General features: G+C 72.7%; 18 protein-coding genes. 15 read left to right on the top strand and 3 right to left on the bottom strand.

What is annotated here, in order from left to right; all coding sequences use genetic code 11:
- Position 1: 1 nt before the first annotated feature.
- Positions 2–748 carry a 2-phospho-L-lactate guanylyltransferase gene (gene cofC / locus FO059_RS10860; protein ID WP_143908717.1) on the bottom strand — a complete coding sequence of 249 codons (747 nt, stop codon included), beginning with the start codon at positions 746–748 and terminating at the stop codon, positions 2–4.
- Positions 749–950: 202 nt separating this feature from the next.
- On the opposite strand from cofC, the gene FO059_RS10855 reads away from it, so the two are divergent.
- Both FO059_RS10855 and FO059_RS10850 read left to right on the top strand, forming a co-directional pair.
- Positions 951–1949 carry an NAD(P)H-dependent glycerol-3-phosphate dehydrogenase gene (locus tag FO059_RS10855; RefSeq protein WP_143908715.1) on the top strand — a complete coding sequence of 333 codons (999 nt, stop codon included), beginning with the start codon at positions 951–953 and terminating at the stop codon, positions 1947–1949.
- An 85-nt stretch (positions 1950–2034) separates the two neighbouring features.
- Entirely contained in the window at positions 2035–3177 is a 1143-nt protein-coding gene (locus FO059_RS10850) for a D-alanine--D-alanine ligase family protein (RefSeq protein WP_143908713.1), read from the top strand.
- Positions 3178–3241: 64 nt separating this feature from the next.
- Here the strand turns inward: FO059_RS10850 and FO059_RS10845 are convergent, their stop codons facing one another.
- Entirely contained in the window at positions 3242–3913 is a 672-nt protein-coding gene (locus tag FO059_RS10845; RefSeq protein ID WP_143908711.1) for a DUF3515 domain-containing protein, read from the bottom strand.
- A 188-nt stretch (positions 3914–4101) separates the two neighbouring features.
- On the opposite strand from FO059_RS10845, the gene FO059_RS10840 reads away from it, so the two are divergent.
- The 3 genes from FO059_RS10840 to FO059_RS10830 are packed head-to-tail and all read left to right on the top strand — an operon-like array spanning position 4102 to position 6407.
- Positions 4102–5172, top strand: coding sequence for a thiamine-phosphate kinase (locus FO059_RS10840; RefSeq protein ID WP_372497932.1), 1071 nt, complete (start codon positions 4102–4104; stop codon positions 5170–5172).
- Positions 5173–5193: 21 nt separating this feature from the next.
- Positions 5194–5715, top strand: a complete 522-nt coding sequence (locus FO059_RS10835; protein ID WP_143908707.1) for a gamma carbonic anhydrase family protein — start codon at positions 5194–5196, stop codon at positions 5713–5715.
- Positions 5715–6407: a uracil-DNA glycosylase gene (locus FO059_RS10830; RefSeq protein ID WP_143908705.1), complete on the top strand. Its 693-nt coding sequence runs from the start codon at positions 5715–5717 to the stop codon at positions 6405–6407. The genes FO059_RS10835 and FO059_RS10830 overlap by 1 nt, the downstream gene beginning before the upstream one ends.
- A gap of 187 nt (positions 6408–6594) precedes the next feature.
- Here FO059_RS10830 and rpmB read toward each other — a convergent pair whose 3' ends face one another.
- Positions 6595–6786 carry a 50S ribosomal protein L28 gene (rpmB, locus tag FO059_RS10825; protein WP_143908703.1) on the bottom strand — a complete coding sequence of 64 codons (192 nt, stop codon included), beginning with the start codon at positions 6784–6786 and terminating at the stop codon, positions 6595–6597.
- A gap of 240 nt (positions 6787–7026) precedes the next feature.
- Between rpmB and FO059_RS10820 the strand changes: the two genes are divergently transcribed.
- The 10 genes from FO059_RS10820 (at position 7027) to mutM (ending at position 19452) form a co-directional block, all read left to right on the top strand.
- Positions 7027–8766 (top strand): DAK2 domain-containing protein, encoded by a 1740-nt coding sequence (locus tag FO059_RS10820; protein WP_143908701.1) that lies wholly within the window; start codon positions 7027–7029, stop codon positions 8764–8766.
- A gap of 43 nt (positions 8767–8809) precedes the next feature.
- A complete protein-coding gene (recG, locus tag FO059_RS10815) occupies positions 8810–11143 on the top strand; it encodes an ATP-dependent DNA helicase RecG (protein WP_143908699.1) in 2334 nt (777 codons plus the stop codon).
- A gap of 64 nt (positions 11144–11207) precedes the next feature.
- Positions 11208–14597, top strand: coding sequence for a pyruvate carboxylase (locus FO059_RS10810; RefSeq protein ID WP_143908697.1), 3390 nt, complete (start codon positions 11208–11210; stop codon positions 14595–14597).
- The gene (rsmD, locus tag FO059_RS10805; RefSeq protein ID WP_143910663.1) at positions 14594–15157 is read left to right on the top strand and encodes a 16S rRNA (guanine(966)-N(2))-methyltransferase RsmD; all 564 of its coding nucleotides are present in this window, start codon (positions 14594–14596) and stop codon (positions 15155–15157) included. Before FO059_RS10810 ends, rsmD begins: the two co-directional genes overlap by 4 nt.
- Positions 15154–15642 carry a pantetheine-phosphate adenylyltransferase gene (gene coaD / locus FO059_RS10800; protein ID WP_143908695.1) on the top strand — a complete coding sequence of 163 codons (489 nt, stop codon included), beginning with the start codon at positions 15154–15156 and terminating at the stop codon, positions 15640–15642. The genes rsmD and coaD overlap by 4 nt, the downstream gene beginning before the upstream one ends.
- A gap of 271 nt (positions 15643–15913) precedes the next feature.
- The gene (locus tag FO059_RS10795) at positions 15914–16669 is read left to right on the top strand and encodes a DivIVA domain-containing protein (RefSeq protein ID WP_143908693.1); all 756 of its coding nucleotides are present in this window, start codon (positions 15914–15916) and stop codon (positions 16667–16669) included.
- 162 nt (positions 16670–16831) lie between these two features.
- Positions 16832–17521, top strand: coding sequence for a YceD family protein (locus FO059_RS10790; RefSeq protein ID WP_233266929.1), 690 nt, complete (start codon positions 16832–16834; stop codon positions 17519–17521).
- 3 nt (positions 17522–17524) lie between these two features.
- The gene (rpmF, locus tag FO059_RS10785) at positions 17525–17707 is read left to right on the top strand and encodes a 50S ribosomal protein L32 (protein WP_143908691.1); all 183 of its coding nucleotides are present in this window, start codon (positions 17525–17527) and stop codon (positions 17705–17707) included.
- Positions 17704–18456, top strand: a complete 753-nt coding sequence (rnc, locus tag FO059_RS10780; protein WP_143908689.1) for a ribonuclease III — start codon at positions 17704–17706, stop codon at positions 18454–18456. The genes rpmF and rnc overlap by 4 nt, the downstream gene beginning before the upstream one ends.
- A gap of 9 nt (positions 18457–18465) precedes the next feature.
- Entirely contained in the window at positions 18466–19452 is a 987-nt protein-coding gene (gene mutM / locus FO059_RS10775; protein ID WP_143908687.1) for a bifunctional DNA-formamidopyrimidine glycosylase/DNA-(apurinic or apyrimidinic site) lyase, read from the top strand.
- Positions 19453–19720 lie beyond the last annotated feature (268 nt).

Below are 19720 nucleotides of genomic sequence, written 5' to 3'. Positions count from 1 at the left end.
TTCACCGCGGATTCGTATCCGGTACGCCTATCCGTCGGAGCATCGCGGCGGTGGCGGTCCCGGTGCCGAGGCGGCGGACGTGGTGCAGGTCTGCGACGGTGTCGACGTCGGCGCGGAGCCCGGGCCACGATCCGTGCAGGGCGACGGCGCCCTGTGCCGCGTGACGCCGCGAGGAGTCGGTGCCGAAGGCGAGGCGGAGGCGTGTCGTCGCGCCGGAGACGAAGACGGCGGTGGTGCCGTCTCCGGACCTGTCGGCGATGTAGGCCCGTCCGTGCCCGGCCGGCGCGTCCGGTGCGGCTGCCGACGCGATGGCCGACGCGGCTGCGGCGGTGAACTCCCCGGGGCGCAACGACGGCAGGTCGGCCTGCACGAAGGCGAGGTGGGCCGGCGCGGCGGCATCGCGCACCCGATACGCGGCGCCGGTGAGCGCAGCGTTGAGCGAGGCGCGCGGGCCGCCGGACGCGCCGCCGTCCGCGGTGGCCCGGATCAGCGCCTGCTGCTCGTCGACGCAGCACGCGCCGCACCGGGTGGCCACGGCGGCGACCGCGGCGTCGGGCGTGACCACCGTGACGGCGGAGACCGCCGGAGAGGCCGACAGCGACCGCAGCGTGTCTTCGAGCATCGCGAGCACCAACCCGCGCCGCGCAGACTCGTCGATCCCCGGCGTCAGGCGGGACTTGGCGCCCGCGAGGTTCTTGACGGGGACGATGACATGCACACCGGGAAATGCGGCCGCACGCGTCGTCATGCGTCCGATGATGCCAGCAGGTGCGTGTGCGGCTGCACCGTGGGATCTACGCCGAACGGATGCGGCGCCGGGCCGGTACGGTCAGGGCGGTCGGGAGGCGTGCTGCGTCCGGCGGCGGGGATCGGCGGCGGCGCAGGACACACCGCCGTCGGTGGCCCGCGCGGTGCAGCCGTGGGAAGTGTGTCGGGAAGGACGGGGACTGTTGGTCAAGGCAGCGGTGATGGGGGCGGGCTCGTTCGGAACCGCCTACGCGAAGGTGCTCCGGGACGCGGGCACGGAGGTCACGATGTGGGCTCGGCGGTCGGACGTCGCGGAATCCATTGCGGAGCGGAGAGTCAACCCGGACTACCTCCCCGGGGTGCGGTTGCCCGAGGGACTGCACGCGACGCACGATCATGCCGAGGCGCTCGGCGGCGCGGACGTGGTGGTCCTCGCGGTGCCGTCGCAGTCATTGCGCGGCAACCTGGGTGCGTGGTCGGGCGATCTGCCGCCGTCGGCCACCCTGCTGAGCCTCGCCAAGGGCGTCGAGGTGGGGACGCTGATGCGGATGAGCCAGGTGATCGCCGAGGTGACCGGCGCGGAAGCCGACCGGATCGCGGTGCTGTCCGGGCCCAACCTGGCCAAGGAGATCGCTGTGGAGCAGCCGACCGCGACGGTGATCGCCTGCCCCGACTCGGTGCGCGCCGTCGCCGTGCAGCGGGCGTGCGCCACCGGGTACTTCCGGCCGTACACCAATACCGACGTGATCGGCTGCGAGGTGGGCGGGGCGTGCAAGAACGTGATCGCATTGTGCAGCGGCATGGCGGCCGGCATCGGGCTGGGGGAGAACACGTCCGCCGCGATCATCACCCGCGGGCTGGCGGAGATGACGAGGCTGGGGGTGGCGCTGGGCGCGCGGCCCAAGACGCTCGCCGGGCTCGCGGGCGTCGGCGACCTGGTGGCGACGTGCGTGTCACCGCTGTCGCGCAACCGCTCCTTCGGTGAGCGCCTGGGCCGGGGGGAGACGCTCGAACAGGCGCAGCAGGCCACGCACGGGCAGGTGGCCGAGGGCGTCAAGTCGTGCTCGTCGATCCTCGAGCTCGCCCGCAGCTACGGGGTGGAGATGCCACTGACCGAGGCCGTGCACAGCGTGTGCCACGAGCAGATGCCGGTGGCGCAGGTGCTCGTGCAGCTGCTCGGGCGACGGATCAAACCGGAATAGGCCGGTCCCGCCGCGGCGGCGCGGGGCCGCGCGTAGCCCGGAACTGGCGGCGGGATCGCGCGCCCCGGCGGGTACGGTGCTGGACGTGAATAATCGTCGTACAAGGGTCGCGGTCGTCTACGGCGGGCGCAGCAGCGAGCACTCCGTGTCATGCGTGTCGGCGGGCAGCGTCCTCGCTCACCTCGACCGCGACCGGTTCGAACCGGTAGCCGTGGGGATCACCGAGGAGGGCCGGTGGGTGCTGGGCCCGGACTGCGCCGATGGCGCGGAAGGCCCGGCGGCCGAGCTGGCCCCCGACGGGCGGCGGCTGCCCGTAGTCGACGGCACCCGTACGCCGGTCGCGCTCAGCGCCGACCCCACGCGGGCCGGCGCGCTGCTGTCGCTGGCCGACGGTGCGGCCGGCGACGTGCTGCGCGAGGTGGACGTGGTGTTCCCCGTGCTGCACGGCCCCTTCGGCGAGGACGGCACCATCCAGGGGCTGCTCGAGCTGGCCGGCGTGCCGTACGTGGGCCCGGGCGTCCTGGCGAGTGCGGCGGGCATGGACAAGGAGTTCACGAAGAAGCTGCTCGCCGCGGACGGTCTGCCCGTGGGCACCCAGGTGGTGTTGCGGCGCGGCGAGGACGACCTGACCGCGTCGCAGCGTGAGCGGCTCGGCCTGCCGGTGTTCGTCAAGCCGGCCCGCGGGGGATCGTCGATCGGCATCACCCGCGTGGGTTCCTGGGACGGCTTCCCCGCCGCGCTCGCCGAGGCCCGCCGCCACGACCCCAAGGTCATCGTGGAGGCCGCCATCGTGGGCCGCGAGGTCGAATGCGGCGTGCTCGAACGCGCGGACGGGACGGTGTCGGCGAGCATGCTGGCCGAGATCCGCATGCCGGAGGCCGATGACGATGCAGCAGGATCCGACGGCGGGGCGTTCTACGATTTCGACACCAAGTACCTAGACGACGTCTGCGAGTTCGACATCCCCGCCGAGTTCGACGACGCGGTGGCGGACGAGGTCCGCGCAATGGCGGTGCGGGCGTTCCGCGCGCTCGACTGCCAGGGACTGGCCCGCGTCGACTTCTTCGTCACCGCGGAGGGGCCCGTGATCAACGAGATCAACACGATGCCCGGGTTCACCGCCATCTCGATGTATCCGAAGATGTGGGCGGCGGCCGGCACCGGATACGCGGACCTGCTCACCGAGATGGTCGACACCGCGACCGCCCGGGGAACAGGGCTGCGCTGACCGTCTCGGAGGACGGCTTCCGGGGACGGCTGAGCCGTGACGCGCGCGGGCGGTCCCGTGGCGCTCAGTCGCCGGTCGTGCCCACGACGGGGGCGGGATCGATCGGCTGCGCCGGAAGCGACTGCGTGATGGCCGTCGAGATCTCCTGGATCGGCGCGGGTCCGGAACCGTCCGGGAGGGTCAGCGCCACGTACACGGGCCGGTCGACTGCGTACCACGTCGACGATGCAAGCCCCATGTCCTCGCCGGAGACCTCGAACCACTGCGCCGCGTCCACCTGCTGGATCCCGACCCCCTGGCGGAACTCCGCGGGCCGGTCCAGGCCGCAGCGCAGCACGATCGGCTCGGTCGAGGAGGGGTCCGAGGAATCGTCGGAACCGGACTCCGGCCGCCAGGCGGCTGCGCCCTCGGGGGCGGGATCGGCGAGCTCGGCGCGGGTGTAGTCGCCGAGAGCGTCCGGCAGTGCCGCGAGAAGCGTTGAGCACGAGTCGGATCCCGATTGGGGCGCGGGCACTGCGCCGCTGACGGCGACGGGTCCCGTGTCGGCGGCGTCGTCGGTTCCAGCCACGATGACGCCGGCCACGACGACGCCGACGATCAGCGCGACTGGCAGGGCGATGGCGGTGGCGATGACTGCCGGGTGGAAGCGGTGCTCCGTATTCGCGGGCGGACCAGCCGGATCCTCCTGCGGGTCTTGTGGCTCGTCGGGGTTCGGGCGGCCGTCGGGCTTCGTCATGGGTACGCGGTTTTCCTCGTGGGTGCGGGGGATCCTCGGGTGCTCCGCATCGGCGTGCAGAGCCGGGCGGTCTGTCGGCGGCCGCTCGGTGACCCCACGGTCCCCGGCTAGTATCGCGACCGGCGACCACGGTACCCGTGTAGGCGGGATCACCCCGGCGTGCACCTTGCCCGTGGATGCCGCCCGCGATGGAAGGGATGCGCACAGAAGTGGACGAACCGACGGTGGCCGAGGTGGGGGAGTTCGGCGTCATCAGGAGGCTGGCCGGCGACCGGCCTCCCGGAACGGACGGGACCGTGCTCGTGGACACCGGCGACGACGCCGCGGTGCTCGCGACCTCGGACGGGCGGGTGGTGGCATGCACGGACATGCTTGTGGAGGGCAGGCACTTCCGGCTGGAATGGTCGGCGCCTTCGGATGTGGGGCGCAAGGCGATAGCGCAGAACGCAGCGGACATCGCCGCGATGGGCGGCGAGTGCACCGGCTTCCTGGTGGCTCTCGGCTGTCCGCCGTCGACGCCCGTGCGGGTGCTGGAGGAGATGTCGGCCGGGGCCCGCGCGGAGGCCGCGCGGGTGGGTGCGGCGATCGTCGGCGGCGACCTGGTGCAGGCGCAGCAGGTCGTGCTGAGCGTGACCGCCCTCGGCGCCCTGTCGGGGCGGCGTGCGGTGCGCCGCTCCGGGGCGCGCCCCGGGGACGTCGTCGCGCTGTGCGGGGGCACCGGCGCCTCCGCAGCCGGGCTGGCGCTACTGGAGTCCGGTTGGGGCACCTCGGAATGCGCCGTCGCGCTCGACGAGGCGGCGGCGGCGCGGCTGATCGCCGCGCACCTTCGCCCCCATCCCCCGTACGGCGCGGGCCCGCAGGCCGCCGACGCGGGGGCCACGGCGATGATCGACATCTCCGACGGGCTGGTGGCGGACCTGGGGCATCTCGCGGCGGAATCCGGAGTGGTGCTCCGGTTGGACCCCGCCCGCCTGGCGGAGGACGCGGGCGGCGGCGCCGGGTTCGACGATCTGCGGGCCGCCGCGGACGCGCTGGGAGCCGATCCGTGGGACTGGGCGCTGGGCGGAGGCGAGGACCATCCGCTTGCGGCGACGTTCCCGGCGGCCGGGCCGCTACCGGAGGGGTGGCGTGCGGTGGGCACGGTGCACGCCACCGGAGCGGCGGAAGCGGGCGGCGCCCGGCTGCCCGCCGGGCCGGCGGTGCTCGTCGGAGACTCCTGCTACGGCGGCGCACCGGGGTGGGTCGCCTTCGGCGGGTGAGGCGATGGATAGATTGCGGGGATGGCGATCTACGCACTGGACGACAGAGTCCCCCACATCGACCCGTCCGCCTACGTGCACCCGGAAGCGGTGGTCATCGGCGCGGTCACCCTGGCCGCCGGCGTCTCGGTGTGGCCGCACGCGGTCTTGCGCGGCGACTACGGGCGCATCGAGGTGGGAGCACGGACCAACATCCAGGACGGGACGGTGGTCCACTGCACGACGACCCACCCCACGATCATCGGCGCCGGATGCGTGCTGGGCCACAACGCGCATGTGGAGGGCGCGGTGATCGAGGACGAGACCCTCATCGCGTCCGGCTCGGTGGTGCTCAACGGCGCCCACGTGGGCGCCGGGTCGATCGTGGGCGCGGGCGCGGTGGTGCCGTTCGGCGCCGCGGTGCCGGGCCGGTCGATGGCGCTGGGCGTTCCCGCCCGCGTCCGCGAGGGCTTCACCGTGCCGGAGGGGCACCTGCAGCTCAACGTCGACATGTACGCGGCCAATGCGGAGCACTACCGCACCGCGCTGCGGAGGATCGGGTGATGGCGGTGCGCGGTTCCGCGTCCGGGCCGCTCGACGGCCTCGTCCACCCCACCTGGGTGCCCGCATTGGAGCCGGTGGCGGAGCGGATCACGGCCATGGGCCGGTTCCTGCGCGCCGAGCTTGCCGACGGACGGCCCTACCTGCCCGCGGGCGACGCGGTGCTCCGCGCCTTCGCCGAGCCGATGGACCGGGTCCGCGTGCTCATCGTGGGGCAGGACCCGTACCCGACGCCCGGGCACGCCGTCGGCCTGAGCTTCTCAGTGGACCCGTCTGTGCGGCCGATCCCGCGCAGCCTGACCAATATCTATCGCGAGTATTCCGAGGACCTCGGACTCCCGGTGCCGGTCACCGGAGACCTGTCGCCGTGGAGCCGCAACGGAGTGCTGCTGCTCAACCGGGTGCTCACCGTGCGGCCGGGCGAGGCGGGATCGCACCGCGGAAAGGGGTGGGAGGAGGTGACCGAACAGGCCATCCGGTCGCTGGTCGCGCGCGATCTGCCGCTGGTGGCCATCCTGTGGGGCCGCGACGCGCGAAGCCTGAAGCCCTGGCTGGGCGACGTGCCGGTGGTGGAGTCGGCGCACCCGTCGCCGCTGTCCGCGTCACGGGGGTTCTTCGGATCCAGGCCGTTCAGCCGGGCCGACGCACTGCTGACCGCGCAGGGCGCCGAACCCGTCGACTGGGCGTTGCGGTAGCGCCACCGCGGGTGTGCGTGTGCGGGCCGGGGGTCGGCCCGCACATCGACGGCGCCGGCGCATACCGACGGCGCCGGCGCATACCGACGGCGCCGGCACATACCGACGGCGCCCGCACAAGACGAAACCCCCGTCACCGTGGGGTTCCGGGGGTGTTCGGGGCACCGCGGGGGTGCCGACGTGCAGCTCAGGCGCGGGCGACCTTGCCGGCCTTGATGCATGAGGTGCACACGTTCATGCGCTTAGGGGTGCCGTTGTCCAGGCGTGCGTGCACGGTCTGGATGTTGGGGTTCCAACGGCGCTTGGTCCGCCGGTGCGAGTGCGAGACGGACATTCCGAAGCCGGGTCCCTTGGCACAGACGTCGCAGACGGCAGCCATAGTCGTCGAACTCCTCGAATAGTCTGGATGGTTGTTGTCAGGTCTTTCCTGCAAGCAGGTAAGTCGATCTCTTCCCACCGGCGCAGCAGTCAAGCCTTCCCGGCAAAGAGGATAGCGGCCTCACGCGATGGGACAGCACGCGGGTGGCGCGCAACCGTGCTCGGGTCGAGGCAACCGAACCAGAATAGCGCCCCTCGGCCGCCGGCGCCAAACCGCTCCGGCGCAACTAGTCTTGCGGTGATGTCGGCAGCGTCGTCTGCCGCGGTGCTCGCGGACGTCCGCCGCGGCGACCGCGCGGCACGAGGGAAGGGGACGACGGCAGTGGGCGATCCCGGGCTCGATGCGGCGACGGTCCGGCGCTGGGCGGTTTCGAGCGTGGATGCGCTGGCCGGCAGGCGCAGGGAGATCGACGCGCTCAACGTGTTCCCTGTGCCGGACTCGGACACCGGTACGAACATCCTGCACACCCTCACCGCCGCGGCCGGACGGATCCGTGGCGGCGGTGAGTCGGCGGTGCGGACCGCCGCGGACGCCCTGCGTGAGCTCGCCGCGGGATCGGTGGACGGGGCGCGCGGCAACTCGGGCGTGATCCTTTCGCAGGTGTTCGTGGGGCTCGCGCAGGAGGCGGCCGGGGGCGGCCCGGGGGACACCCTGGACGGCCGGGGGCTCAGCGCGGGCCTGACGCGCGGGGCGAGGCTGGCCCGCAGCGCGGTCAGCATGCCGATGGAGGGCACCGTGCTGACGGTGATCGACGCGGCGGCGGCGGGGTGCGCGGGCGAGGGGGCGCTCGATTCCGCGGCGCGCGCGGCGGCCGAATCCGCGTTCGAGGCATTGGGCCGGACGACCGGTCAGCTGGACGTCCTCGAGGCCGCGGGTGTGGTCGACGCGGGCGGGGCGGGACTGCTGGTGATTCTGGACTGCCTGGTAGAGACCCTGACGGGGGAGCGGGTGCACCGGCCGGCGTTCGAGAGGTCGGTCGACGCGCGCCTGGGCAGGTCCGGCGCCGCGATAGCACGGTTGGACCTGTCCGATGTCGCCGCCGCGGCGGCGCCGGCGGACCGCTGCTCCGCGAGCGCCGACGAGTACGAGGTGATGTACCTGCTCGACGACGCCGACGACGCGGCGGTGGCCGCGCTGCGCCGACGGTTGGAGGCGACAGGAAACTCGGTGGTGATCGTCGGCGACGGCACCGGCGGCTGGTCCGTCCACGTGCATCTGCAGGACGCGGGGCTGGCCGTCGACAGCGGTCTCGAGGCGGGCCGGATCCGGAAGGTCCGCATCACCCACCTCGGCGTGCAGCAGAGCCGGCAGACGGGCCTGCGCCCGGGACGCGCGGTCCTCGCCGTGGTCGACGGCGCGGGCGCGGTGCCGCTGTTCGAGGCGGCGGGGGCGCGGGTGCTCTCCGTCGACGGAACCGCGTCGGGCTCGGCGCTGCTCGCGGCCATCGGGGAAACCGACGCGGGCGAGGTCCTGGTGCTGCCGAACGGCGCCGTGCGCTCCGAAGACCTGGTGGTGGTCAGCGCCGCGGCGCGCCGGCAGGGGCAGCAGGTGCTGCCGCTACCGTGCTCATCGATGGTGCAGGGGCTGGCCTCGATCGCGGTGCACGACCCGCACCGCCCGTCCAGCGACGACACCTACGCGATGGCGGAGGCCGCGGCCGCCACGCGCTGCGCGCATCTGCGCGTGGCGGAGACGCGCGCCCTGACGTGGTCCGGCACCTGTGAGCCGGGGGATGCGCTGGGCGTGATCGGCGGCGAGGTGATGGTGGTCGAGCCCCGTGCATCGACGGCGGTGGCGACCCTGCTGGACTTGATGCTCGGCACCGGTGGTGAGCTGGTGACGCTTCTTGTCGGTGCCGCGGCGGATGATGCCCTGGCATCGGCCGCGCGGGCGCACGTGGATCAGCGGCACCCGGCGGTGGAGCTGTCGGTGTACCCGGGCCTGCAGTCCGCGGACGTGCTGCAGATCGGGGTGGAGTGACGGCTCCGCGGAACTCTACCCGGGACGACGGAGGGGGTGGGCGGTGGCGACGCTGACGGACAGGCTGGACCTGCTGCTCGGTGACGCGACGGCGGGCGTGCTGGCCGACCAGTTCGAACTGCGGACGGTCGGGGACCTGCTGCGGCACTATCCGCGCAGATACCTGCGCGCCGGGGCTTTGATGGCGCCGGAGGACCTCGCCTCGGGCACCCACGTCACCATTGCGGCCCGGGTGGTGGAGGCGGAGGTCAGGCCGATGCGCCGCAATCCGCGTAAGAAGTTGCTCAAGGCGGTGCTCGACGACGGGCGCAACCGCCTGGGCGTGACGTTCTTCAGCCCCCACAAGGTGCGCCATCACATCGTGGTGGGGCGCCGCGGGCTGTTCTCGGGACAGCTGGGCACCTTCAACGGACGGCTGTCGCTGACGCATCCCGATTACCTGCTGCTGCCGGAGACCGCGCAGACCGGCGCGGGGGGCGGCGGGGCGCTGCTGGCCGCGGGCCAGCGGGTGCAGGGCGGCGGCTCCCTCGCCCGGATGGCGGAGGCGCTGCAAGACTCCGGCGACGGCCTCAGCGCCGCGGATCTCGACCGCGCGATTCTGCCCATCTACCCCGCGTCCGCCAAGGCGCAGACCTGGACGATCATGCGGTGCGTGCGCCAGGTGCTCGACCAGCTCGAGCCGGTGTCGGACCCGCTTCCCCAGGACATCGTCGCCCGGTACGGGCACATGTCTCTCGATGCCGCGTTGCGCGGCATCCATCGGCCGTCGTCGGAAGAAGAGGCGGAGGCCGCGCGCGGCAGGCTGCGCTTCGACGAGGCCGCGTCGATGCAGCTCATGCTGGCCCGGCGGCGCGCGGATGAGCAGCGGGCCGCGGCGCCGGCGAGTCGCCTGCGGCCGGGAGCGGCGGTGGACGCGTTCACCGCGCGTCTCCCGTTCGCGCTGACGGACGGACAGCAAGAGGTGCTCGCCGAGGTGCGCGAGGATCTGCAGGGCGCCGTCCCCATGCGCCGTCTCCTGCAGGGCGAGGTGGGGTCCGGCAAGACCGTGATCGCCGTACTGGCCATGCTGCAGGCCGTCGACGCCGGGCACCAGTGCGCCATGCTGGCGCCCACCGAGGTGCTGGCGGTGCAGCACGCCCGTTCCATCCGGCAACTGCTGGGCCCGCTGGCCCGCGCGGGGGAGCTCGGCGGGGCGGAGGACGGGACGCGCGTCACCCTGCTCACCGGGTCGATGACCACGGCCGAACGGCGGCGCGCGCTGCTGGAGATCACCTCCGGTGAGGCCGGGATCGTCGTCGGCACGCACGCGCTGCTCGAGGACGCCGTGACGTTCTTCGACCTGGGCCTGGTGGTGGTCGACGAGCAGCACCGCTTCGGCGTGCACCAGCGCGACCGCCTCCACGGCAAGGCCCGTGAGGGGCTCGTGCCGCATCTGCTGGTGATGACGGCGACGCCGATCCCGCGCACCGTCGCGCTCACGCAGTTCGGCGACCTGGACACGTCCACGCTGCGCGAACTGCCGCGCGGGCGATCCCCGATCCGGACGTCGGTGGTGTCGATGCCCGACAACCCGCGGTGGGTCAAACGCGCGTGGGAGCGGATCGTCGAGGAGGTTGCGGACGGCCGTCAGGCGTACGTCGTGTGCGCGCGGATCGGGGACCAGGCCGCCGAGCCCCCGGCCGGATCGGGACCGTCGTCGGCTCCGGCGTCGCAGTCCGATTCCGCGCCGCAGGGCGCCGCCGGTGCGGGGAAGGGGTCGCAGCCCGACGCGAACGCCGCGGTGGACGTGTACGACAAGCTGGTGCGGGGAGCGCTGGCCGGGGTGCACGTGGACCTGCTGCACGGGCGGATGCCGTCCCCGGACAAGGACGCGGTGATGCGCCGGTTCGCAGCGGGAGAGATCGACGTCCTGGTCAGCACCACCGTCGTCGAGGTCGGGGTGGACGTGCCCAACGCCACCGTGATGGTGATCCTCGACGCCGAGCGCTTCGGCGTCAGCCAGCTGCACCAGCTGCGCGGACGGGTGGGGCGGGGGGAGGCCCCGGGCCTGTGCATCCTGATCAGCGGCCGCCCGGCCGCCGCGCAGTCGAGCGCACGGTTGGAGTCGGTCGCGGCCACCACCGACGGTTTCGAACTGGCCCGGCTCGACCTGCAGCTGCGACACGAGGGCGACGTGGTCGGCACCGCGCAGTCCGGCCGCACCAGCGGCCTCCGGCTGCTGTCGGTGCTCGAGGACGAGGACGTCATCCTCGACGCCCGCGAGTTCGCCGCGGACATGGTGGAGCGGGATCCGGGGCTCACGCGGCATCCGGGGCTGGCGGAGATGGTCTCGACGGTCGAGGGAACGGAGCGCGGGGAGTTCCTCTTCCGGGCTTGAGAACCCCCGTCGACGGCGCGCGCGGGGGGCGGCGGCGCGGTGCGCGGAAGGTAGGTTTGCGGGCATGCTCACAAAAGTTCTGGTGGCCAATCGCGGTGAGATCGCGATCCGCGCGTTCCGCGCGGCCTACGAAATCGGGCTGAAGACGGTCGCGGTGTACCCCTACGAGGATCGCAACTCGCTGCACCGCACCAAGGCCGACGAGGCATACCAGATCGGCGAGCAGGGGCACCCGGTGCGCGCGTATCTGGATGTGGACGAGATCTTGCGGGTGGCGCGCGAGTGCGGCGCGGACGCGGTGTATCCGGGCTACGGGTTCCTGTCGGAGAACCCGGCGTTGGCCCGGGGCTGCGAGGAGGCGGGCATCACCTTCATCGGGCCCGACGCGGCGACGCTGCAGTTGGCCGGCAACAAGGCGCGCGCCATCGACGCCGCCCGCGCCGCGGGGCTGCCGGTGCTCGAGTCGTCGGCGCCCTCCACCGACCTGGACGGGCTGGGCGCACAGGCGGAGCGGATGGCGTTCCCGGTGTTCGTCAAGGCGGTTGCCGGCGGTGGCGGGCGGGGCATGCGCCGCGTCGACGACCCGGCGGATCTGCCCGGCGCACTGGATTCGGCCTCACGCGAGGCCGCGTCCGCGTTCGGGGACGGGGCGGTGTATCTCGAGCAGGCGGTCATCGCGCCGCGGCACATCGAGGTACAGATCCTGGCGGACACGGCAGGCGAGGTGGTGCACCTGTACGAGCGGGACTGCTCGGTGCAGCGCCGGCACCAGAAGGTCATCGAGCAGGCGCCCGCCCCGGATCTGGACCCTGCTCTGCGCGAAAGGATCTGCGCGGATGCGGTCGCCTTCGCCCGGCACATCGGCTACACCTGCGCCGGCACGGTGGAGTTTTTGGTCGACGAGGCCGGCCGGCACGTGTTCATCGAGATGAACCCGCGCATCCAGGTCGAACACACCGTCACCGAGGAGATCACCGACGCGGACCTGGTGGGCGCGCAGATGCGCATCGCCGCCGGGGCCACGCTCGCGCAGATCGGGCTGACACAGGAGTCGATCCGGATCCGCGGCGCAGCGGTGCAGTGCCGCATCACCACCGAGGACCCGGCCAACGACTTCCGCCCGGACACCGGGCGGATCACCGCGTACCGCACGCCCGGCGGGGCGGGGATCCGGCTCGACGGCGGCACGTCGGTGGGCGCGGAGGTGGGCGCCTACTTCGATTCTATGCTGGTCAAGCTCACCTGCCGCGGCGCAGATCGGGCCAGTGCGCTCACCCGGGCCCGCCGCGCGCTGGCGGAGTTCCGCATCCGCGGGGTGTCCACGAACATCCCGTTCCTGCAGGCGGTGCTCGAGGAATCGGACTTCGGGGCCGGCGCGGTGACGACGGCGTTCATCGAGGAGCATCCCGAGCTGCTCACAGCGCGGCGGTCCGCGGATCGCGGCACCAAGATCCTCGAGTATCTCGCGGACGTCACGGTGAACTCGCCCCATGGCGAGCGGCCCGCGGGCGTGCGGCCGATGGACAAGCTTCCCTCCCTCGATCTGTCCGCCGCGCCGCCGGACGGCTCGCGGCAGCGCCTGCGCGCGCTGGGGCCCGAGGGCTTCGCCGCGGCGCTGCGCGCACAGCCGGCACTGGGCGTGACGGACACGACGTTCCGCGATGCGCACCAGTCGCTGCTGGCCACCCGGGTGCGCACCCGCGACCTGGTCACGGCGGCCGAGCACGTGGCGCGGATGACCCCGGAACTGCTCTCGATCGAGGCGTGGGGCGGAGCGACCTACGACGTGGCGCTGCGGTTCCTCAAGGAAGACCCGTGGGAGCGGCTGGCCCGGTTGCGCGAGGCCGCGCCGAACATCTGCCTGCAGATGCTGCTGCGCGGCCGCAACACCGTCGGCTACACCCCGTACCCCACCGACGTCTCCGACGCGTTCGTCGCCGAGGCCGCGGCCACGGGCATCGACATCTTCCGCATCTTCGACGCCCTGAACAACGTCGACCGGATGCGCCCGGCCATCGACGCGGTGCGCGCCACCGGCACCGCCGTCGCCGAGGCCGCCCTGGCCTACACCGGGGACCTGGCGAATCCGGCCGAGGACCTCTACACCCTGGACTACTACCTGCGCATCGCCGAGCGGCTCGTCGATGCCGGGGCGCACATCCTGGCGGTCAAGGACATGGCCGGGCTGCTGCGCCCGGCGGCGGCCACCAGACTGGTCGGCGCGCTCGTACAGGAATTTGACGTGCCGGTGCACGTGCACACCCACGACACCGCGGGCGGCCAGCTGGCCACGTATCTGGCCGCCGCGGCGGCCGGGGCGTCGGCGGTCGACGGGGCGGCGGCCCCGTTGTCGGGGACGACGAGTCAGCCGTCGCTGTCGGCGATCGTCGCCGCCACCGCCCACACCGACCGGGACACCGGCCTGGACCTGGGCGCGGTGTGCGCGCTCGAGCCGTACTGGGAGGCGCTGCGCGGGGTGTACGCGCCGTTCGAGGCGGGCCTGCCCGCGCCGACCGGGCGGGTGTACACCCACGAGATCCCGGGCGGGCAACTGTCGAATCTGCGCACCCAGGCGGTGGCCCTCGGGCTCGGCGACCGGTTCGAAGACATCGAGACCGCCTACACCGACGTCGACCGCATGCTGGGCCGGCTGATCAAGGTCACCCCGTCGTCGAAGGTCGTCGGCGACCTGGCGCTGGCGCTGGTGGGAGCCGATGCGACGGCGGCGGACTTCGCCGCCGACCCGCGTTCGTTCGACATCCCGGACTCGGTGACCGGGTTCTTCCGCGGCGACCTCGGCGAGCCTGCCGGCGGCTGGCCCGAACCGCTGCGCGCCGCCGTGCTCGGCGGGCGGCGGGCGGCGCCCGAGCGTGCGGCGGAGATCACCGACGATCAGCGGAGCGCGCTGAACGGGGAGCCGGCCGGGCGCCGGGCGATGCTCGACGAGCTGCTGTTCCCGGGGCCGGCGCGGGGGATGGCCGAACACCGCGAGAAGTACGGCGACACCGCGTCCATCGGCACGCGCGAGTTCTTCTACGGCCTCGTTCCCGGCGAGGAGCATCGCGTAGAGCTTGGGCCGGGCGTGACGCTGATAGTCCGCCTCGAATCGATCTCCGAGCCGGACGAGCGCGGCATGCGCACGGTGATGTGCCTGCTCAACGGGCAGTTACGTCCCGTCGAGGTACGCGACCGCGCGGTGCGGGACGCCCGGCCGCAGGCGGAGAAGGCCGAGCGCTCGGTTCCCGGCCAGGTGCCCGCGCCGTTCGCGGGAGTGGTCACCCTCGCCGTGGAGACGGGGACGCGGCTCTCGGCGGGCGACGTCGTCGGGAGCATCGAGGCGATGAAGATGGAGGCCGCGATCACCGCGCCCGTGGGCGGCACCGTGGGCCGCATCGCGGTCGCCGAGGTCGCCCAGGTCGAGGGCGGCGACCTGCTGGTGGTGATCGAGCCCTGACTCGGATCATCACGGGCAGCGCGCGGGGCCGCAGGCTCGCGGTCCCCGGCGCCGGCACCCGACCCACCTCGGATCGCGTCCGGGAGGCACTGTTCAGCGCCCTCGACGCGCGCGTCGACTTCTCCGGCATGCAAGTGCTCGACCTCTACGCAGGGTCCGGTGGCCTGGCCCTCGAGGCGCTCTCACGCGGGGCGTCGGGCGCCTTGCTGGTGGAATCCGACGCGCGGGCGGCGCGCATCATCTCGGCCAACATCACGGCCACCGGGCTCGGCGGCGCGCGGGTGCGCAGGTCCGCCGTCGCCGCGTTCCTGGCGAAGCCGCCGCCGCAGCGGTTCGACCTGGTGTTCGCCGACCCGCCGTACGCGGTGCCGGACGAGGAGGTCGCCGCGGCCCTCGAGGCGCTGGCGGACGGGTGGCTGACGGACGGGGCGATCGTGGTCGTGGAACGCTCGGCACGCGGGGCGGCGACGCCGTGGCCCGATGCGTACGGCGACGTCGCGGTCAAACGCTACGGAGAGACGCGGGTCGAGATCGCCACCTGTTACGGTCTGGGCTCATGAGCATCGCGGTGTGCCCCGGGTCCTTCGACCCGGTGACAAACGGTCATCTGGACGTCTTCCGGCGAGTCGCCGCGCAGTTCGGCGAGGTGATCATCACAGTGATGATCAACAAGTCCAAGCAGGGCATGTTCAGTGTCGAGGAGCGGATCGAGCTCCTCGAGGACGCAGTGCGCGACCTTCCGAACGTGCGCGTGGACTCCTGGCACGGCCTGCTCGTCGAATACGCGCGGCAGAACGCCGCCACCGCTATCGTCAAGGGACTGCGCGGTGCCAACGACTTCGACTACGAGTTGCAGATGGCGCAGATGAACAGGGCGCTGACCGGTGTGGACACGTTCTTCGTCCCCGCCGATCCGCAGTATGGCTACCTGTCGAGCTCGCTGGTCAAGGAGGTCGCGACCTTCGGCGGCGAGGTGGCGGGGATGCTGCCTGAGCACGTGCACACGGCGCTGCAGAAGCGGTTGGCCGAGCGCGCCGCGCGCTGACTGGGCTACCGGCGCCTGCCCGTCCGGGAACGACGCCGGCCGTCCCGCAGCGGTGCGGTCCGCACCGGGCGGCGCGTGTGGGACGCGCCACCCGGCGGGCCGCCTCCGGGGCCTGCGGGCGACGGCCCACCTGCGGTGTATCCGACGATGGCGTGCCCGCCGATGCGACACACCGGCGCCGTCGCCGCACGCCGGGGCGCCGATGCGGGCAGACTGGGCCGGGGAACACCGGCGCGGCAAGGCGGACGGGATCCGACGAGAAGGGGTAAGGGTGTACCGGGTATTCGAGGCGCTCGACGAACTGGTCGTGATCGTGGAGGAGTCGCGCGGGGTGCCGATGACCGCGGGGTGCGTCGTACCGCGCGGTGACGTCCTGGACCTGCTCGACGACATCAAAGAGGCTCTGCCGCCCGAGCTCGACGACGCGCAGGATGTGCTCGACCGTCGCGACGGGATGCTGGGCGAGGCGCGGGAGAATGCGGATCACCTTGTCGGCCGGGCCAACGAGCACGCCGAGTCGACGCTGGCCGACGCGCGCGAGCAGGCCGACAGGATGGTGGCCGACGCCAAGGACCAGGCCGACCGGATGGTGGAGGACGCGCGGGCGCACGCTGCGGAGCTGGTTGCCACGGCGGAGGCGGACGCGGACCGGACCGTGGAGGCCGGGCGTCGCGAGTACGAGGCGGCGACCGGCAGGGCCCACGCCGACGCCGACAGGATCATGGAGGCCGGCAACGCGTCGTACGAGCGGGCCATCGCGGAGGGCGCGGCCGAGCAGCAACGGCTGGTTTCGCAGAGCGAGGTCGTCCAATCCGCGCACGCCGAGTCGGCGCGGCTCGTCGACGAGGCGCACGAGGAGACCGAGCGGCTGCGCGGCGAATGCGACGTGTACGTGGACACGAAGCTGGGCGAGTTCGAGGATCTGCTCTCCGGCACGCTGCGCTCGGTGGGGCGCGGCCGCCAGCAGCTGCGCAGCACCGGCCAACCCGATTTCGGCGCGGGGCCGCGGTACGGCAACGCCCGATAGGCCCGGAGGGGCGCGGACGGGGCGGATCGCGTAGCCTGGTTCGGCCGCGTTCGAGACCTCCTGCGAGGCGTTCCCGAAGACCTGTGTGGCCGGCCGTAAGGCACCGTGCAGCCCACTGTTCCCGACTCTGACACTCCCACCCCTGATACCACGGAGAGGCTCGTGCCCCGCAACGAAGTTCCAGAAGACCCCCGCCCGGCCGAGCGGCATGGCGCCGCGCGCCCGGATGCGGACAGCCCGTTCGTCTTCGACGTGCGGCCGCTGGGTCGCCGCCCGGGTCAGATGGAGACCACGCACCGCGCCGCGCGAGCGCCGCAGCGGCTGGGCCTCGACCTCATCGCCATCGAAGAGGGCGCTCCGCTGGACATCGACGTGCGCCTGGAGTCGGTGATGGAGGGCGTTCTCGCGTCCGGCACCGTGTCCGGGACCGCCGTCGGCGAATGCGCCCGGTGCCTGAAGCCGGTCGAGGAACCGGTGGAGCTCGAGCTCACGGAGCTGTTCGCGTTTCCGGACAGCGTGACCGAGGAGACCACCGAAGAGGACGAGGTCCCCCGCGTCGTCGACGGCCTGATCGACCTCACGCAGACCGTCGTCGACGGGGTCGGGGTGGATCTTCCCCTGCAGCCGCTGTGCCGGGACGATTGCCCCGGATTGTGCTCCGTGTGCGGAATCGACCTGGCGATTGCAGGTCCCGAGCACGGGCATGACACAATGGATCCTCGCTGGGCCGCCCTCGCCGCAAAGCTCGATGATGCGGCGGTTCGGCCCGAGGACCGGGACGCGGAACACGGGCGCACATCGCCCGGACGCGGTGTCCCGGAAGACACAGACCACCGATTCGAGGAGAGTTAAGCCGTGGCCGTTCCCAAGCGCAGGATGTCGCGTTCCAACACCCGGTCGCGCCGCAGCCAGTGGAAGACCTCCGCGCCCACGCTGGTCACCTGCGCCGGTCGTGGATGCGACGCCAAGATCCCCCCGCACACCGCATGCCCGTCCTGCGGGACTTACAAGGGGCGCCAGGTCACCTCGGCCGTATGACGCGGCGGGGTGCGTCGACCCACGATGCCGACCACGGTCCATTGGTGACTGCGGTCGGCATCGATGTCGACGGTGAGTTGCTCACCCTTGCACTGACCCACCGGTCGTTCGCGCACGAGCACGGCGGGTTGCCCACCAACGAGCGCCTGGAGTTCCTGGGCGACTCGGTACTGGGCGTGGTCGTCACCGAGCACCTGTACCGGACTTTTCCCGAGCGGCCGGAGGGCGAGCTCGCCAAGCTGCGCGCGAGCATCGTCAACATGAACGCGCTCGCCGAGGTCGCGCGCGGGCTGGGCCCGGGCGGGCTCGGCCGGTATGTGCGGCTGGGCAAGGGCGAGGAGCTCACCGGCGGACGCGACAAATCCAGCATCCTCGCGGACGGCATGGAGTCGCTGATCGGCGCCGTCTACCTGCAGCACGGCCTGGAGACCGCGCGCGAGATGATTCTCCGGCTCTTCGCGGGCCTCATCGAGAGGGCGCCGCGCCTGGGGGCCGGCCTGGACTGGAAGACGAGCCTGCAGGAGCTCACGGCCGTCAAGGATCTCGGCGTGCCGCGGTACGAGATCGAGGGCACGGGCCCGGATCATCAGCGCGAGTTCACCGCCACCGTCGTCGTCGCCGAGCGCGCGTTCGGCGTGGGGGTGGGGAGCACCAAGAAGGTCGCCGAGCAGAAGGCCGCCGCGGAGGCGTGGAACCGGATCACCGAGGAGTTCCCCGCGCCGGACGAGACCGGCGTGGGCGAAAGCTGACAGAGGACGATGCCTGAGCTTCCCGAGGTGGAAGTGGTCCGCGCCGGGCTGGCGCCGCACGTCCGCGGGCGGCGCATCGTCTCCGCCGCCGTCCACAGCGAGCGGACTGCGCGACGGTTCGAGCCGGGCGCGCAGGCGATGGCGGCGTGGCTCGCCGGGGGCGTCGTCGCCGACGTGGGCCGCCGCGGCAAGTACCTGTGGTTCGAGTTGGCCGGCGCGCCGCCACCCGTGCCGGGCGCGGCGGCCGACGACTACGGGCGGTCCGCTCTCGTTGTGCACCTGGGCATGAGCGGGCAGATGCTCGTCCGCGACACGGCAGGCGGCCCGGTGCCGGATGTTCCCGTGTCGGTCGGTACGGCGTCGGAGGGGGCAGTGGCGGAGCATGCCATGCCGCACCGGCACCTGCGGGCCGGGCTCGTCCTGGGCTGCGCTCCGGGGGAGACGGACGACGTGCGCGTGGAGTTCGTCGACCAGCGGACCTTCGGCTGGTGGCTTCCGGCGCCGTTCGTCGACGTGGACGGCACGTCGGTGCCCGCCCCGGTCGCCCACATCGCGCGCGACCCGATGGACCCGCGGTTCGACGTCGCCGGGGTGGTGCGCGTGCTCAAGTCGAAGCGCTCCGAGATCAAGCGCCTGCTGCTGGACCAGACGGTGGTCTCCGGCATCGGCAACATCTACGCGGACGAGGCGCTGTGGCGGGCCCGCGTGCACGGCGCCCGGCCGGCGAATACGCTCAGCCGCCCGGCGCTCACCCGCGTCGTCGAAGCCGCCCGTGACGTCATGGCCGACGCGCTCGCGCAGGGCGGCACCAGCTTCGACGCGCTGTACGTCAACGTCAACGGGCAGTCCGGGTACTTCTCCCGGAGCCTCAACGCCTATGGGCGGGCGGGGGAGCCGTGCAAGCGGTGCGGCACCCTCATCGAACGGGCGCAGTTCATGAACCGTTCCAGCTACTTCTGTCCGAAGTGTCAGCGCAGACCGCGGACCGCGAAGTAGAAGCCTGCTCGCTCGGGTCTGCAAGAGAACCACCATGTATTCGCAGAGAATCCGGATCTGCGCGCGACCTTGATCGCCGACGCAGGTCGCTGATTCGCGGAACGGGTAGTGGTAGTCGGTGGGGCGGTAGTAGCCGGCCGCCTGCAGAACCGACGCGGCTCGGCCGCGATCCTCGATTTCGACCCCGTGCCCTGACAGTCGATCGATCTGCTCGTCAACGGACAGCCACGGCTTCGTGTACTCCGTCATGGTCCTCGCCGGGAAAGAA

This window comes from Tomitella fengzijianii (genome assembly GCF_007559025.1).
Taxonomy (GTDB): domain Bacteria; phylum Actinomycetota; class Actinomycetes; order Mycobacteriales; family Mycobacteriaceae; genus Tomitella; species Tomitella fengzijianii.
Note: the sequence above shows the minus strand (reverse complement) of the source record. Positions and strands in the feature narration are given on the sequence as shown.

Bases quoted from the DNA above. Each gene is read 5' to 3' on its own strand.
- FO059_RS10845 (WP_143908711.1), bottom strand. From the start codon at position 3,913: ATGACGAAGCCCGACGGCCGCCCGAACCCCGACGAGCCACAAGACCCG.
- FO059_RS10830 (WP_143908705.1), top strand. From the start codon at position 5,715: ATGGCGGTGCGCGGTTCCGCGTCCGGGCCGCTCGACGGCCTCGTCCAC.
- FO059_RS10835 (WP_143908707.1), top strand. From the start codon at position 5,194: ATGGCGATCTACGCACTGGACGACAGAGTCCCCCACATCGACCCGTCC.
- rpmB (WP_143908703.1), bottom strand. From the start codon at position 6,786: ATGGCTGCCGTCTGCGACGTCTGTGCCAAGGGACCCGGCTTCGGAATG.
- FO059_RS10840 (WP_372497932.1), top strand. From the start codon at position 4,102: ATGGAAGGGATGCGCACAGAAGTGGACGAACCGACGGTGGCCGAGGTG.
- mutM (WP_143908687.1), top strand. From the start codon at position 18,466: ATGCCTGAGCTTCCCGAGGTGGAAGTGGTCCGCGCCGGGCTGGCGCCG.
- cofC (WP_143908717.1), bottom strand. From the start codon at position 748: ATGACGACGCGTGCGGCCGCATTTCCCGGTGTGCATGTCATCGTCCCC.
- FO059_RS10820 (WP_143908701.1), top strand. From the start codon at position 7,027: ATGTCGGCAGCGTCGTCTGCCGCGGTGCTCGCGGACGTCCGCCGCGGC.
- coaD (WP_143908695.1), top strand. From the start codon at position 15,154: ATGAGCATCGCGGTGTGCCCCGGGTCCTTCGACCCGGTGACAAACGGT.
- rnc (WP_143908689.1), top strand. From the start codon at position 17,704: ATGACGCGGCGGGGTGCGTCGACCCACGATGCCGACCACGGTCCATTG.
- FO059_RS10810 (WP_143908697.1), top strand. From the start codon at position 11,208: ATGCTCACAAAAGTTCTGGTGGCCAATCGCGGTGAGATCGCGATCCGC.